Below are 17553 nucleotides of genomic sequence, written 5' to 3' on the forward strand. Positions count from 1 at the left end.
TAAATATGTGTTATGTTGGCAAATATTTTATGGGTGGTACATCCGCGGCTACCTAGATTGTGAAAACCTTAAGTTAATGTTAAGATTTCTCATGTAGAATTATCAATATTTTATCAAAATGGGCTTGTAACATAGAGAGCGAAAACCTTTGAAAAAGCCAGTATATACAAAGTACATCGATAGTCCTCTAGGGCGCTTGTTGGACGCACTCCTCCAAAAAATGGAAGATCAATTAACAAGGCATCCCTTATCTGCAGACTCATCTGTTGAATTAAAGTATTTTCATAAAATGAGCTTAGCTTGTCAGGACATTTTGGGTCGGGTTCATAGAGCTATAGAATCAAATTTTTGTAGTGGTGGTGAGCCAGGAGTTTTGGGAATATTAGGCATTATTAAAGACGGGTCCTTGCTTTTCTATAGATATAAAGACTATGTTTATAGTCGCGAAGAGGTGTTTTGCAAAGAGCTGGAAGCGCACTTGGGGAATGTGATTAAAACAGCAGCTTCAATGCAAGGCGATAAAAGCACTAATGTAGTAAAAATACTCGAGAAGAATCAGAATACCTTTTTTGCAAAAACACTCGAAATGCCCGGTGTAGATATAAGCGTTTATTTCCAAGCGATTAAAGCTAAACTTTATCGCGAAGAGGTGTTTTGCAATGAGCTGAAAGAGCACTTAGCAGATGTGATTAAATCAGCAGTTTCAATGCGAGGAAATTTATGCGCCAATATGCTAAGAATACTTCGTGCGAATCAGAGAACCTATTTTCCAAGAACACTCGATATACCCGGTATAAGTCTAGAAGTTTATTTCCAAGAGTTCAGAGTTAGAATTTCTGAAATAGATGCTGAAAAAGCCGCCCTGCCAATAGATCTTGAAGGTCTTTTAGATTCTGTAAAGATTGATTTTAGAAGTGAAGGAAACAGAATACCTGATATAAATCATTATAGAAATAGTGCTAAATTTGCCTATGAATTAGTCGAGCTTGTATTGATGCATTACAATGCCTTCCCCCGGGAACTACATCAAATATTACCGTATTTTAATCCTGATTCGCTAACACTTGATTTACATAATTCATATTATGCTGGTGTTGGACCTCTTGCTCTTCCAATTCCTGTAGGCTCTATCATTCGCGGGATATTTGGCCAAAGCTTTAAGATAGAACATGTTAAGCAATCCAAAGATAGCAAAAGTAAGTTTCGCTATCAATTACTATCTTATACCTCAAAAGAAGTAGCAACCGATAACGCTAGTCAAAATGCGCCCCCTGCTGAAGTACAAAATAGCCAAGTTGACAGTGCTCATTATGATATAGAGACTCAAGAATTCGATGCTGAACCTCATTTTAAAGAATATTTCGAACATCCGTTAATGGGTTTATTACTAGGAATGAATCTCTATTTTCAGACATGTCTACTCAACCAGAATGTTCAAGTATTATTAGATGAGGATGTGCTATGTCAAAGCTTGTTAAGAGAAAGCACTCGTCAGATTCAAAATTTTTTGCCGTCGGTAATAGGTTTTGATCAACATTATCTGACTAAAGCCAAAAGTTTGAAAGGGCTTGAGCAGATTTTAGCATTAGATAGAGCGCTCGCAGCTTTGCAAGAATTCAAAGCCGCATTTGAGAGACTAGAAAAATTTATTGAATTACCTGGTGAGCACATTAGAAGTGTTTATCATGCCGTGACAAAAGAGCCTATTCGAAATACTGAGCTCGTTCCTGTTAAATTATTAGAACGTATTAAAGGTGTTGGAATTCCTTATGTAATTCCACTATACCATTGTAGCATGACGGAAATTGATCTGAAAGTAACTGATAATCGAAATAAATATAGTGACAATCAATATTTGATTGATCAGCTACAAGGCCAATTAAATGAAGCTGTGTCTCGATATAAAAAAGATAAAAATCTAGTATGTTGTAAAGAATTACAGGTTTATCACCAAGAGCTTAAAAAGATATTAGAAAAATATAAGATCGCTCTTAAGGGCATTCATTTTGAGGTGGGGGTTTTATCTAAAGATCTTCAGTCCTTGCAATTAGATTTTGATCAAGTAAATCAGGAACATGCTTCGATACTCGCATTTCATGAATCAGTAGGTGCCCTAATTAACAGAGTAACCGAATCTTCTGCTGTTGATCCTTTATTTAAGAAATTTGATAAAGATAATAAATTTCAAAATGAATTATCAGAATTAGCTAAAGAAATGGCGGGTAATTTAGAAATATTCCATAAAGATTTAGCTGATATATTAGCGCAGATAATTGCGAGGAAAAAAATAATAGAAAAAGCATACTCTGAAGCAAAATTTCTAGAGCAAATGCGGGCTTCTAATCCTGAACAAATGCGTCAGTTAGTGGTGGAGAGAAGAAGTGAAACCACGCGCTTAGGTTGTGCTATAGAAGAGCACAAGCGCCAACTTTCTGATACTAGGCAGTACAATGGTTTAGTTCAGGAAGTAATAGGTTTTGTTTCAAAACATAAAGAAGTGGACGGAGACTTAATTACTCGATTACAGAATGACAAAGAATTTACCCTTTTATGGATAGTAGATCAAAAGGTGTACCTCGAAACTTTATTTTCTAAAATTGAAGATAATAAAGTATTCCCAGGCCATTATAAGGATCTTATCAATAAATTAGAATTTGTGAAAAGATGTTTGCATGTCAGTATATCATATATACAATTTGAGAAGATTGATAACTTGCTCTGTTTTAAATCGGATGATGATGTAGCGCCCTGTGGTTTTGATAAATGTTTATCAATAATTGAAATGGCCGATGGCAGTATAGCAAAAATCAAAGAATTTCGATCTAGGCAAGAGAGTTTGTTTTGGCCAAACCCCTCTGATCAAGAATTTAATGAAACACGATCATTCTTGAATGCTATGGTTTGTAAAAAAATCGATGATTTTCAGAAGCTTATTGCAGATGGCGATCATATAAAAACAGCGGTCCCTCGACTGACTGAAATTAATGCTCATATTAGGGCTATTGACTTAAAAGGCAATGAAAGATCACTGCTCGATAAAATTTCAGAGGTTTCTCTTGAAAAAGAAAAAATGCAGGATAGTGTTCCTGTTCTTGAAAAGTTTATTGAGATCCAAATTTTAATAAAACAATTTGTTGAGAGGATAGAAGAATTCAATGGCGAAGGAGACTTCATCAATAATTGGAATCTATACAGAAAATCCCCGAAATTATATGATGAGCAGGATAAACTTGAAACGTTGGCTGAAGAATTTTTAGAAACAATTCGGGTGTCAAAATTCCCTCAAGAAAATAAACAATACTCAAGAGTAGTAACATTTTTACTGGACGCTACTCGTAGTCGAATATCAGATATTATAAGATATAAATTTGAATCAACTTTGCGTGATTATGACAATAAATTAAAAGAACTCCAAGATAAGTGTGGTCCTCTTCAAACGGAATTGGAGGAATTATCAAAACCATTGGAGCTCAACGATAATGAAACACCTGAGAGTGGTTATAAAAAAACACTAGACCATCATTTGGCAGTAGACAGAGTCAGTAAAATACAAAATTTACTTGAGCGGCATGATTTGCTTATAAGATTCATCACTAGAACGTTAGGTGAACTGGATGCTTCTGCAGAAGATACTGCTTTTTTAAGAGGGGATTATAGTGAGCAGATAAAGCTAAAGAGAAGTGCTCTGCTTTTGATTAAAGCAACGTTGGAGCCGGTGGGTATAAGTCTAGCTCATGTTAGAAGAATGTCTCTTTCTGCAAGCTTATTCAGGTCGCTTGATCGATATCTCCTTGAGCGTTCTGAACGGTATTACGTTAAAGATATATTTTATGATAGTGATAAAATTGAGCGATCAATTTTTATTAACCAATTAAGGATCGAGTTAAATAAATTCAATACTTCTGGAGATGTTTCTCCTATAATCGATTTTATCGGTAAAAATATGAGCCGTTTTCCAGGGGCTCATTTTAGAGCTGTAATGAGCCGCACGATATGCACTTTAATGGATTACGATGACCAATGGGATACCGTTGGCAATAAGAAGATCTCTAATTATGATGTGTTTCCAGATGAAAGTGCGAGAAGGGGAGAAATTCAAGGTATTTTGCAGAGTTTGCTGACGTCAGAATCTGAAGCTCATAAAGCCTATGCACGAAAAGTAAAATACATGTATGGCAGAATTCAAGAAATGAAAGAGTATTCAGACACTCTTCCTCCAAGATATTCCTTTAATGTCGGTAATTTAGCTAAAAGACTGCAAAAAACGGTGGATCAATTTGTGATGTCTCGTCCTGAAAATGATCCTAAAGCTTTTGAAAAATTCCAAATTCGATTAACCGCCGTTGTACATAGTAAAGATAATGTGTTGAGTGAGTTGGGATATAGCTTTGGAAGATTTTTGATTAATATTATTGTTGCGTTAGCCAGCCTCTGCGCACAGCCTATTTGCTATAAGATTACAACGGGACGATTTGGTTTCTTGGCGAAGAATTATGTAGAAGAATCACTGAATAGAGTCACAAGAACTATAGATGAATTTACACCTACCATGCTTTCGGTGACGGGTTAACTCAATATAGGCTGAATGCACTGAGCGTCATCAAAATTCGCTTTATTCACACGAGTAGTGACAGCATAGGGTGCTAGTAAATCACACGCAGCTGTATTTTCCAGTATCTTCTTCAGCTTTGAAACATCTTGCACATTATTATCAAGCCATGTATCGATAAGATCCGCGGGCATTATGGATGGCATGCGATCGTGTATAGGCGAGACAACCGAGTTCGCTGGCATGGTAATTATGCAGCAACTATCAATGGTTTTTTCGTTGGATATCCACCGGGCCCATAAGCTTGTGAGTCCGAATGGTTCGCGATTTTTCATCGGAATATAATACGGTTGTTTAGGGGTTTTATCCGCATCCCATTCGTAAAATCCGTCGGCTAAGATGAGGCAACGTTGGTGGCGGAATGAATGTCTGAAGGAAGGTTTGCTTTCGACAGTTTCACCTCGGGCATTATTGAGCATTGCTAGTTTAGAGCCTTCTTTGTGCCACGAAGGGATAAGTCCCCAGCGCATAGGAACGATCATGCGATCGTTATCGAGTGTGATAAGAACAGGAACAGTGCGAGTCGGGGCGATGTTGTACGAAAGTTCGATATCATAGGCTAGGGTTGCTGAGAAGTAGTCAGCAAGCTCTCGAGGGTCTGTATAGACGGCAAATCGACCGCACATGAGTAATCCTTGGGATAGGAGGATTCAAAAGTATAGCGTAAACTTGCTTTGAGGACTATGAGGTACCATATGCCTTCAAGTTTTTGATAAGTTATGTTATAGTATACATCGATATCACCTAATTTATATGACAAATAGGTTAGAGCACACTATGAGGCTAAGATGAGAGTAAAGAAACTAACAGGTACCTATCGTGAAATTTGTACTGATCTCCATCATTTAGAGGTTCTAGGTGTTATTGACTTTTTATCACCTTTAGAAGACCAAAAATTAAGACATCAAGTTCAAATAGATTTAGAAAGAACTCCCATGTTTGGGAATTTTACCCAGAAGATGCAAATCCGAAATTCATGGGCGAATACGACTCAATACACTCAAGGAGATGCATTTGGTGGAATTAATATTATATTACCGTTGAGTTATATAGTTCCTCTAGATCAAGAAGAGCTCGAGGTTCCAGTTGCAAGTTTTTCAGCTTTTAAAAAAGCTATGGGATTTGGATACTGGAGTGATAATAATGAAGCGTGCGGAATTTCATTAATTTACAAACAAATAAATCCACAAGTTTCGGCAAACCAAATTCCACGTGAAGAAAATTGGATGTGTTGTACCATCACCAATGCAGCTGCAACTTTAGATGAGCGTATTGTGACTATTTATTTCAGCGAAGCATTGTGTGAACGATTTGAAGCTCTTCATCAATTACCACTAGAAAATGTCAACTTTTATGCGGATTTGAAAGAGTCTTTGCAATGCGAAGAAGTGTTTGAATTAGTACAAAAAATTATAAAATCTGATGGTAAAGCAAATATTGATGAAATTAAAAAGATAGATGATCAAACGCCCGTTTTTTCTTACTTTAGTTATGATGAACTTTCATCTGCTATGAGAGTAATAGATAAAAAATCTAAGTTAAACAAGTTAAAAGATTCGATCAGCCTTAAGAAAGCGCGACTTTACATGCTTATTATGGATCTTATTGGGAAATCTAATGCTCTAAATAATAAGGATCATTTTCAAAATGCTAATATCTTACTTAAGTTAGCCAATGGCTTGTTTGAGCGATGCGAGCCTTTTTTATCATTGACTTCAATTCAATTTACGCACGCTGATTGGTCTGCGCTACAATCAGAATGTCAATCAATTATTGGTGATGCAAGAAATCAACTCAAAGAGTTCCAGCTTCCAGAAGATTTTTTCAAGCTGGAATTGCTTTATATTGAGCTCTACTGTAAACGTGGCAATTTACTGTGCCAAAATAAAACGCTGAGTTTTAGAAAAGCACAGGTTTATGATCAGCTGATGAGCATGATAGACTCAGTCCAAGATTTACAAGAAAAATGGCATGACGAAGATGCTTGTCGATTATTGGCATTGATTTCCGATTTGAAAGTTCGGTTTGAAAGGCTCTTATTATTGCCAGAAGATCAAATTTCGGCAGCAGATTGGTTAAGGCTTCAAGTAGAATGTAATACCCTTATCAGAGATGCTAAGAAAAATATTGCTCATTGTGAGATTCCTGAAAAATGGTGCAGCTTAGAATTAACTTATCTTGAATTACAAGAGCACAAAAAACAATGTCGACGATCAAATGATATACTGAGTCGTAAGAAAGCAAAAGTTTATACTCATCTATTGGAACTGCTGGATAAAGCAGATTCAATGAAAAGATCTGAGTATCGAGATGATGCTCAAGGCGCGATTGAGTTGGCACTTCGATTAACAGAAACATGTAGACCTTATCTTTGCAGTTCATCGACTGATATTGATTGGAAAAGATTAAAGAAAGAGTGTAAGGTCATTGTCAGTGAAGCAGAATATAAACTTGCTTATTACGGCTTTTTACAATTAATCCTTGCGAACTTGCTGTTAGCGGTCACAGGGTTATGTCTACTGAAAGCAGCCTTTACTGGTTCGTTTTTCATTCATAATTCAAGCGAAGAATGCGCCCAAGAAATTCAGGAAACTGCGTCATTAGTTAGAACTTTTGGTTCGGCAGCTGGTTGAGGATGTGCAAGGGGGGCAGTCTTGAATTATTAATTTAGGCAGGATAAGTAAGTCCTATCCTACCTAAATTAATAATTCAAGACTTGACCACTTCCTGCCATTAGTTTTGAGCTGTTTTGTTATGTGAAAAATCTGAATCTTTAGTTTTATTGTTTTTCAAAACTTCGAAAAGATTTTCATACACATTGTTAGCACTCCACACGTACCAACCAGCAACATCGGTTGCATTTTCAACCGCTCGGATTTGTTGTAATAAATACGCTTGTTTCTCTTTAGTACTCGTTTTCTTTAAATAATGATAATTGGCTGCTTCTATAAATGCATGAACGGTAAAGGGTGGATCGTTGTTAAACTGTTTTGCAAGCGAGTTGAGTGAGCTATTAACAGTTTTATAAGGTTCGGCCGAATATTTTTGATATGGCCAATAGTGAGATGGGTACACCATGGGATTTACACCGTCGACTATATCTGCAAACATTTTGATATCTTGTCCAATATGCATAGACGGGTAGTAACTCACTTCACCAAAGATATCAATTTCCAAGGGGATTTTTCTTGCATTAACTTTTTCTTTGAACCATTTGATAACTTGGTAAACATCTTTGGGATGTTGTGGATTAGCAGGTAATTTAGAGCTATAACGAATATAATCGAGTTGTATAGAGTTAGCGCCCGCGTTCATCGCATTTTCTACAAATTTATATCTTTTTTCCCAATAGGCTTTTGAACGCATTTGTTCATAAGATGCGCCATCAGAAAATACAACGATCCGTGCAATGAACTTAAGACCAGCAGCTTTGACTTTTGCAATCGCAGGAGCAAAACGAGAGCTGTGATAGTCATGGTCTATCACAAAGGTATTAATACCGGTTGCTTTTGCTTCGCGAATTAAATAATCTAGCTTGGTTGGATTTTCCAGTGTATATTGAGTTAAGTAAATACCTTCATCCCATGCTTGTGCTGCACTTGATATTCCGAATAGTCCAAACGCTGACACTAACACTTTTAGCCATAAATTACGCATGCTGTTCTCCTAAACATTATTCCCTAAACTAAATTATAGCGTAAATTAGAAAAGCTGCTTTTTTGAACCACAAGAGGCTGAAATGCCTGTGGATATTGGGTTGCGAAGGGCTAAGAGGAGAAGAAGTATTCTCCTCTCATGTTAGAACGAATTATTCTTCATCCCACTTCAAAGTACCGCCTGTTTGGTACTCTGTGACGCGTGTTTCAAAGAAATTCTTTTCTTTTTTCAGATCCATCATTTCACTCATCCATGGGAAAGGATTTTCTGCACCAGGGAATTGTTCTGTGAGTCCAATTTGAGCGCAGCGTCGATTCGCGATGAAATGTAGATAATCTTTAAACATATCTGAGTTCAGACCCAAAATTCCACGAGGCATTGTATCAACGGCATATTGATATTCTAAATCCACACCTTCACGAATGAGACCTATCATCTCTGCTTGAAATTCTTTGGTCCATAAATGTGGATTTTCAATTTTTATTTGGTTAATCACGTCTATACCAAAATTAAGGTGCATCGATTCATCACGCAAAATATATTGAAATTGTTCTGACGTACCAACCATCTTGTTGCGTCTTCCCATTGATAGAATTTGTGTGAATCCTACGTAGAAGAAAATACCTTCGAATACCACATAAAATGCTATCAGATCGCGCAATAAGCGTTGATCGTTTTCAAGAGTACCTGTATGAAAATTAGGGTCACCTAAACTTTGCGTATATTTCAATGCCCAATTAGCTTTGGTAGCAACGGATGGAATTTCACGGTACATATTAAAAACTTCTGCTTCATCTAATCCCAAGCTTTGAATGACATGTTGATATGCGTGAGTATGAATCGCTTCTTCAAAGGCTTGTCGTAATAAATATTGACGGCATTCAGGATTGGTAATATGGCGATAAACAGCCAAGACTAAATTATTAGCGACCAGAGAATCTGCAGTAGAGAAAAAGCCAAGGTTTCGTTTAATAATAATACGTTCATCTTCAGTGAGACCAAACGGATCTTTCCATAATGCGACGTCTGCTGACATATTAATTTCATTGGGCATCCAGTGGTTCGCGCACGCGTCATTATATTTTTTCCAAGCCCATTCGTATTTAAACGGAACGAGTTGATTGAGATCAGCACGGCAATTAATAATTTTTTTGTCATCAACAACGATGCGTTTTTCGCCCATTTGAAGCAGTTCAAGTCCTACTGATCCACCCGCGGACTGCTGCAGGTTAATTTGGTCTGCGATGGCTCGATCAAGTCCATTCTTGGTTAGTATTTCAGGAGCGTCAATTTGCGGTGCAACTATAGGCTCTATTGTTGGACCAAAAGTACTGACGATAGCACCTGCGATGCTTTCACTTTTAGGAATGACAGCAGCAGATGCCGATTCGTAATCATCCCAGTTAAGTAAACTCGATTTCATTGTATTTCCGCTCATTTCAGGTACTCCTTGTTTCAGTTTGTTTTTTAAAAGCTATTGGCAAGATTCGCAACCAGGATCATCGATTGAACAAGCTTTGGGCGCATCGACTTTTACAGCATTAAGCGCACCATCAGTGATGGTTGATTTCTCTGCGTTCGTTGCACCAAGGCTTCGCAAATAATACGTTGTTTTTAATCCACGTATCCATGCCATGCGATATAACACGTCCAATTTTTTGCCAGACGGTTCTGCCATATAAAGATTTAACGATTGTGCTTGATCAATCCATTTCTGACGACGAGATCCTGCTTCTACTAACCAACGAGGTTCAATTTCGAAGGCTGTTAGGTAGAGTTTTTTCAATTCTTCAGGAATACGTTTGATTGATTTCAAACTGCCGTCGTAATATTTTAAATCGTTGATCATTAAATCATCCCACATATTAAGCGCTTTTAGATCTCGTACTAAATGTGGATTAATGACAGTGAACTCTCCTGACATATTCGATTTTACGAATAAATTTTGATAGGTAGGTTCTATAGATTGGCTTACACCACAGATGTTTGAAATGGTTGCTGTGGGAGCAATCGCCATCACATTTGAATTGCGCATTCCTTTGGTGGCTACTCGTGTGCGCAGTTTATCCCAATCTAGTGTGCTGTCCGTGTTTTGTTCCAGGTATTCACCGCGGGCTTCATGCAAGAGTGCAATTGAATCAAGTGGTAGAATGCCTTTACTCCATAAAGATCCTTCGTAACTTGCGTATGTGCCCCGTTCTTCAGCCAATTCGCTGGATGCACTGATGGCGTAATAACTAATAGCTTCCATAGATCGGTCTGCAAAATTCACAGCTTCGTCTGAGGTGTAAGGAATTCGTTGAGCATATAACGCATCTTGAAATCCCATAATCCCAAGACCCACTGGACGATGTTGTAAATTAGAGCGACGTGCTTGTGGAACCGTATAAAAATTAATATCGATGACGTTATCTAACATTCGCACGGCTGTTTTAACTGTTTGGGCCAATTTTTCCTGATCCAAACCTTTTTCAGTGATGTGATTTGCTAAATTAATACTGCCTAAATTACACACGGCAATTTCGTCTTTATTGGTATTCAATGTAATTTCTGTGCACAAATTAGAGCTGTGAATTACGCCCGCATGCTGTTGCGGTGACCGTAAATTGCACGCATCTTTAAATGTAACCCACGGATGCCCCGTTTCGTAAAGCATGCCTAACATTTTACGCCAAAGTGATTGTGCTGCAATTTTGTGACTTCGAATTTCTCCGCGTTCCGCTTTTTGTTCGTATTGAACATATAATTTTTCAAATTCTAAACCATAGCTGTCGTGAAGATTAGGAACTTCTTCGGGTGAAAATAAAGTCCATTCTTTATTTTCAAAAACACGTTTCATTAATAAATCCGGAACCCATGCGGCGGTGTTCATGTCGTGAGTTCGACGTCTATCGTCACCCGTGTTTTTTCGTAGCTCAAGAAATTCTTCAAAATCCATGTGCCACGCTTCAAGATAACCGCACACTGCGCCTTTACGTTTTCCACCTTGATTCACTGCGATGGCAGTTGCATCGGCCACATTCATGAAAGGCACTACGCCTTGCGATTTACCGTTAGTACCTTTGATATGAGCACCAATGCCGCGTACTGGAGTCCAATCGTTTCCTATTCCGCCCGCAAATTTAGAGAGCAATGCGTTATCACGTATAGCGCCGTAAATACCTTCCAAATCATCAGGAATCGTTGTTAAAAAGCAACTGGATAATTGTGGTCGCAAAGTGCCTGCATTAAAAAGTGTAGGTGTTGAAGACATATAGTCGAAAGTAGACAGTAAATTGTAAAAATCGATCGCATGTTGCGTTTTGTTTTTCTTTTCGGCAATGGCAAGACCCATCGCAACTCGCATGAAAAAAGTTTGAGCTAATTCGTAATGAATACCTTTGCTGTGTAAGAAATAACGATCATACAAAGTTTGAAGGCCTAAATACGTGAATTTATCATCGCGTTCGCCTTGAATTGCGTTTCCTAACTTTTCTAAATTGAAGGATGTTAGTTTAGGATCCAGCGTTCCTAGCTCGATGCCACGTTCTATATACTTAATAAAAACATCGCCGTAATTTTTATTCAGTTCTGCTTGTGACCAGTTAGAATTTAAGCCGAGAAAAGTGAGAACTTCCTGACGTAAATCATTTTGTAATAATCGTGCTGCAGTAAATCCGTAATTGGGTTCGCGTTCGTAAAGTGCACGTGCGCTGAGTGTCGCTGTTTTGTAAACATCGTTAATTGTGGCGCCATCAAATAAATTTCGTAAGGTTTGCTTAAGAATGACGTCTGGATTAACGTCGGATAAACTTTTGCATGCAGCAACGATTTGTGCATGTAACCAAGATTCGTCTAGAGGTTTGATGGTTCCGTCGAGATGTTTAATATTAAGAGTATGGGTAGTTTGTTTAGCTTTTGTTGCGGCTTCTTCGCGTTTTTGACGACGATCATCGCGGTATAATACGTAGCGACGAAAAACTTGATGTTCTTCCGATTTCATCAGTGCGTATTCTACGCGTTCCTGAATATCTTCAATATGAATGGTGCCACCTGCAGGCCAGCTTCGGTGAAATTTAGCAGTAACATCTTGGACGAGGCGATTAACTATTTCGGTCACGGTATCAGGATCTCGAGCAAGACCTTCATCTGCAAGACTATTAAATGCACGAGTAATAGCGTTAGCAATTTTACTTTCGTCGTACGCGGCTAAAGTATTGTCGCGTTTAATGACTCGAAGTTGACCGGGCGCCAAAACGTCCGCCTGGATAGCATTTATTGTATTGTTGGCGCCGAGGCGTTCACTCGCATCGGTAAAAGGCATTTGAGAGGCAGATGTCATGAAAAAATTGCTCCTTTATGTGTTCGATGACTGGGCTCGGGCTGATTGATGAACACCCACTATGTATAGTTAAGCGGATAAGGCTGTACCCCAATATATAGGTGTTTCATTCAGATAGGACACAAGATAGTGTGTTTTGTAATGGAAAACAAGATCATATGTTCGGGAAAAAAAACGTCGCCTTGTGAGAATTCGGTATATGCTCAGCTAAGTCATTGTTCTTTCGTCAGAGTGACTTGGAAGAGAGAATCGTTTTCTTAAGTGTAGCGTCCCCGGACGATATGGTAACGATGTTTCCGGGCTTCATTTGTAACAATAGTCGACCCAAATCGTCTATCCCAACCGCTTTGCCCTCAAAGCGACTGCTGTGTTGCTGAACAGTAATCCATTGGTCATGTAGGTAATCATGTTGACGGTAAAATTCTTTAAACGCCGGTAAGCCATCTGACGAGAATTTTTCTAGTGTAGTGAAAAGTTGCTGAATTAATTCGGCAGCAATGTGATTGCGATCAAATCGTTCGTTGGTTTCAAGAGCAAGTGAAGTCCAGGGTTGGGTGATCTGCGTAGGAAATCGAATCATATTTACATTAATACCAACGCTGATTATCGCATGACATGTACCATTGGATTCTGCGATGAGTTCAATGTGACAACCCGCACATTTTTTGTCATGGCAAAAAATATCATTGGGCCATTTTATTTCGGGAGAAATGCCAAATTTTTGCAGGGTTTTCAATACCGCAATACTCGTTGCTAGGCTTAAGCCAGATAATTCGGCAACATCACAGTGAAATTGATATCGACAAGAAAAATAAAGATTCAGTCCAAATGGTGAAGTCCACACTCGCCCTAGTCGACCTATTCCTTCTGATTGGTGTTCAGCAATACAAATGGAATTTTTTTGTTGAGTAAAATTTTGTTTTAAATAAGTAATGGTTGAACTAACGGATTCTAAAACGGATAAATCAATTTGTTTGTGTATCGCGGGGTCCAAAAAATTTTTAATTGTTTTTTCATCGAGTAAAATTAAAGGTTCACTTAAAGTGTATCCTTTACCTTTTACAGAGGTGATAGGAACTTGATAATTACAGAGTTTCTCTGTCATTTTCCAAATAGCTGCGCGCGTCACCCCAAGACGTTCTCCTAGAGAGTCGCCATCGTGAAACTGACAATCGCTTAAGATGTCTGTCAGTTTTTTTAAATTTGTGCTGCTGTCTTTCATGACCTCTTATCTTTTTCTTATGCCGGAACTGCGCGTCGCACAGAAGATTTCCAAAGCCTATGAACGTTGTACAGGACAATGGCTAACAATAACCAACGCAAACTATCCGAGTTGATATAGGTGATCATCGGAGCGGCGACCAGAACACCGAGCACGCCTGTCAATGACAAGATAAGAGAGGCTTTAACGGCAACTTGCTTTCGTGCGATGAAAACAAGGGCCGCTGTTGATTGTAGTATGGCGCCTGAAGCGGTCATGATAGGGAAAGCCGCAAGTGGGCTCATGCCGAGCAAAAAGAGAATAACAAGAGTAGGGGCGTAGGAGCCAACACCAATCGCTGGCAGGGTGCCTGTAAGTAGCATACCAACAATACCCGCAACCAGCCAAATGCCATGCAGAGACATCAATTCGCCCCCGATCGGAAGCAGCCCTAGTTTGCTGGCTATAATAAGGATAGCAATCCCCGCATAGCCTAAAAACATCAGAAATCGCAGGCGATCCTTGTCGAGCTTGGATACAAAAAATCCCCCGAAGAAGCCGCCAACACTGGCTGCTACGATCAGGGACAGGAGGGTTGTTATTTCAACAGGTACGGCTTGCAGAAAGAAGAGTGATTGGCATAAGCCTGGCAAGACACTATGAGCATTCAGGGTTCCAGGAAGCTTCTCATCTTCCATGAGGTTCCAGTACTTGTCGAAGGCAACTATCACGGCAAAACTGCCCATTCCAACGGTGTCGGCCACATTGGCGACAAAACCGGTGATTCCCAACTTGATCTTTTCCATGAGGGCTAAAGGTTTGGTGTGTAATCGTTCTTGCCAGGCCAATAGGAATAGCCGACCTGCTGCGTAAACGCAGAAGACAGTGATCAATATCTTGATGAATAATACCATGATTTACTAAAAAGTTGTTAATAATGCATGATATTATATAAGGTCTTAGGGGGGTTGTAAAGGGGTTTTTCAGAGGAAAGGGCTCAATATTCTAGATTCAGCACCTTAGAACATCTCGCTACGATACCGACTGCAGAATTTAGGATAAAGGTGTCGCTCCTTTATGCACTGAGTTTTTGGTGAATAACCTCAGTAAATTCACGGAACAGTGCTTTATTGTTAAAGATATAATCATAGACTTTCAAGTCTTCTTGATCTGGCAATTGAGGAATTATCATTTGCGCAAAAGTATCGACAAGGATAGAGGCAATTTTTGTGAACTCTGATTGTTCAGTCAGTTTTAAAGTTGATAGAAAAATGCAATCTTGATAAATCACTTTCAATATCATTTCTTTTTGATACAACTGTGTAAAAGAATGGGATCTTGTAAAATCGATAATTTGCTTAAAAACAGCCAAGGCGATGTCATGAACTTGATTACTTCTACAATGAAAGACGCAGTTTGGTATGCTTGCATCTCTTTCAAGAATAGACTCAATTTGATCGTAATGATTCACCAGAATAAAATAGTGCAGTACCATTTTCATCTGACGAGGAGATACAGTTTTTAGTGTGCCCTCATCAATAGCATTACGATAAGCTTCATGAAAGCAAAATCTCCAGCCCGAATTTTCTTTTTGAGGCAAAGTTAAAATATCACTTATTAGTAATCTGAATTCATTTAATTCACTTTTATTCATGGTCAATATAGTTGTTAGCAAAATTGAATCCGGATGTGGGTGGTTCACGCGGAAACTTTGATGAAGATCTACCAATGAATCAATCGAGAATTTCTCTAGTAGAAATAGAAGGTTTTCTTTATTCTCAATATGCACAAAGAGTGGGTTGAAGGCCAACGTATGTCTATGGAAATGATTTATTTGATAGCAATGGTAAAAATATTCTGTCAGTTGAATCAGTTTGTTATTTTGGTATGAGAATGCAAAAAGATCACAGGCATGATAATAATTTTCTAATGCTAGTTTTCGCCATGTTACAAAGAGTAATGTTTGTGTTTCGTCATCAAATTTTGAGATATCGATTGATAATTTTTCATTTAATATTTTGATCAAATCAGATAAGTTCATTAACATATTCGGATGAGGATTTTCTTTATTAAAATCTTCGATCCTGACGTTCACCCGTTGAAGCTGTGAATTCATATCGGCGTAAAATATTTTTGCTAAGGGATGTTCTAGTTCGTCAGCTCGAATAATACAGTTAGTAGAAATATTGTATATTTTAGCTCCTTTTTCTAGAAGATCTTTATCTAAAGGATTTAGTGTCAATAGGCGTTTTGATATGTAAAATGACACAAAACCACAGATGTACATAGGCATGGGGTAATCAACGAAGTACTCTTCCAGATACTTCAGCGATGTATGATAATCGTTATAATGATTAATGAGAAAATCATCGTTAGGAAATGGTTTCACGTGTTCATAAAGATACTTCAAAAATAACAATGCTAGCCCTGCACGATAACGCCCTTCTTCCGTGGTTATCATGCGTCGCCGCAAGCTTGGATACATAGCGATATTAAATTCTTGAGGTAAGGAATCAAAAATATATTTTAAATTTGATTCGTCTGACAAAATAGCAGTGAAATCTTTATTGGCTTTTTGATAATCCAAAATAATTTCTAATGAGCCATGCCCCTCTTCAGCAAATGTTTGTAACATAATCAGCAACATCAATTGGCGGGGCAAGATGTTAAAAGGATTAAATTCCTGACTCTTAATCATAGCGTACTACCTTGTTAACTAAACTTACGCTAAGTATAGCAGAGACTTCGAAACTGTTATGAATGCTAGCTTAAAGGGCGGTAATTAGGCATAATACCTGGTTTAGGCTACTATAATAGGGGAGGTCTCATGACAACGATAGATGTACAAAAGCTTCAAGGGGTAATCGAGGAAGCCGTAGAGTTAGCCCGACAAAATAATGAGGGTGCAGCAGCGAATTATATTCCTGAGCTAGCCTCAGTGCCCGTTGATGTCACAGCGATAGCTGTCCGTCTTTTAGATGGTACTCAACTATTTGCTGGCGATAATCCCGATATCAAAGTGACTTTACAAAGTACTGCGAAATTAGTGGTATTAATTGGTTTAGTCGAAGAATACGGCCTTGATCAAATTCTTCAGTGGACTCAAGTAGAACCATCAGGCGGTGATTTTGATAATATTTCTCGTTTGGATCTTTACGGGCCTTTGCCTGCAAATCCTATGTTAAATTCCGGTGCAATTTCACTCAGCGCACATATACCTGGAAATGCAGAACAAAAATTAGCGTGGCTGGATGGTTGGATGGAACGACTATTCGGAACCCATTTGATTTTGGATCATAAGGTCTATGCTTCTGAACGTCGTACTGGAGATCGTAATCGGGCATTAGCCTATTTATTGAAAAGCCGTGGTTTGCTTCCAGGCGAAGTGAATCAAGATTTAGATGCGTATTTTGCATTATGTTCTTATGAGGCTACCGCAGTTCAAGCAAGTCATTTGCCTATGTTGCTTGCCAATGGCGGTCAGAATGAGAAAGGCGAACAACTGATTTCAAAAGAAACGACTCGAACGGTTATTGCTGTGATGTCAACCTGCGGTCTGTATAACGAGACAGGTAGCTACATGGTTAAAGTTGGAATGCCTGCAAAAAGCGGAGTATCTGGTTATATTCTTGCTTCTGCGATGGGGCATGCGGGAATTGCTGTTGTGAGCCCACGTGTCAATCAAAAAGGAACCAGCATTCGAGGGGCTATTATGTTGGAGCATCTTTCTAAAACTATGGGCTGGCATTTCGCTTGTTAAAATTA

General features: G+C 38.5%; 10 protein-coding genes. 3 read left to right on the forward strand and 7 right to left on the reverse strand.

From position 1 onward, the window contains the following. Positions 1–148: 148 nt before the first annotated feature. Entirely contained in the window at positions 149–4570 is a 4422-nt protein-coding gene (locus tag K2X50_04250; protein MBX9586451.1) for a hypothetical protein, read from the forward strand. Here K2X50_04250 and K2X50_04255 read toward each other — a convergent pair. Then, the gene (locus K2X50_04255; protein MBX9586452.1) at positions 4567–5235 is read right to left on the reverse strand and encodes an SOS response-associated peptidase; all 669 of its coding nucleotides are present in this window, start codon (positions 5233–5235) and stop codon (positions 4567–4569) included. The two genes, K2X50_04250 and K2X50_04255, sit on opposite strands and share 4 nt — an antisense overlap. Positions 5236–5397: 162 nt before the next feature. On the opposite strand from K2X50_04255, the gene K2X50_04260 reads away from it, so the two are divergent. Beyond that, positions 5398–7242: a hypothetical protein gene (locus tag K2X50_04260; GenBank protein MBX9586453.1), complete on the forward strand. Its 1845-nt coding sequence runs from the start codon at positions 5398–5400 to the stop codon at positions 7240–7242. A gap of 100 nt (positions 7243–7342) precedes the next feature. On the opposite strand, the gene K2X50_04265 is transcribed toward K2X50_04260, so the two are convergent. From K2X50_04265 to K2X50_04290, 6 genes are all read right to left on the reverse strand, one after another. Continuing rightward, positions 7343–8266 (reverse strand): putative glycoside hydrolase, encoded by a 924-nt coding sequence (locus K2X50_04265; protein MBX9586454.1) that lies wholly within the window; start codon positions 8264–8266, stop codon positions 7343–7345. Positions 8267–8417: 151 nt separating this feature from the next. Continuing rightward, entirely contained in the window at positions 8418–9689 is a 1272-nt protein-coding gene (locus tag K2X50_04270) for a ribonucleotide-diphosphate reductase subunit beta (GenBank protein ID MBX9586455.1), read from the reverse strand. Positions 9690–9740: 51 nt separating this feature from the next. After that, entirely contained in the window at positions 9741–12587 is a 2847-nt protein-coding gene (locus tag K2X50_04275) for a ribonucleoside-diphosphate reductase subunit alpha (protein ID MBX9586456.1), read from the reverse strand. Positions 12588–12813: 226 nt separating this feature from the next. Continuing rightward, positions 12814–13809, reverse strand: a complete 996-nt coding sequence (locus tag K2X50_04280; protein ID MBX9586457.1) for a biotin--[acetyl-CoA-carboxylase] ligase — start codon at positions 13807–13809, stop codon at positions 12814–12816. 17 nt (positions 13810–13826) lie between these two features. Then, entirely contained in the window at positions 13827–14702 is an 876-nt protein-coding gene (locus K2X50_04285) for a TSUP family transporter (protein ID MBX9586458.1), read from the reverse strand. Between the two features lie 161 nt (positions 14703–14863). Beyond that, a complete protein-coding gene (locus tag K2X50_04290) occupies positions 14864–16486 on the reverse strand; it encodes a hypothetical protein (protein MBX9586459.1) in 1623 nt (540 codons plus the stop codon). 129 nt (positions 16487–16615) lie between these two features. On the opposite strand from K2X50_04290, the gene glsA reads away from it, so the two are divergent. Then, positions 16616–17548, forward strand: a complete 933-nt coding sequence (gene glsA, locus K2X50_04295; GenBank protein MBX9586460.1) for a glutaminase A — start codon at positions 16616–16618, stop codon at positions 17546–17548. The last annotated feature ends 5 nt before the right edge of the window (positions 17549–17553 follow it).

Source organism: Gammaproteobacteria bacterium, from assembly GCA_019748175.1.
Lineage (GTDB): Bacteria > Pseudomonadota > Gammaproteobacteria > JAIEPX01 > JAIEPX01 > JAIEPX01.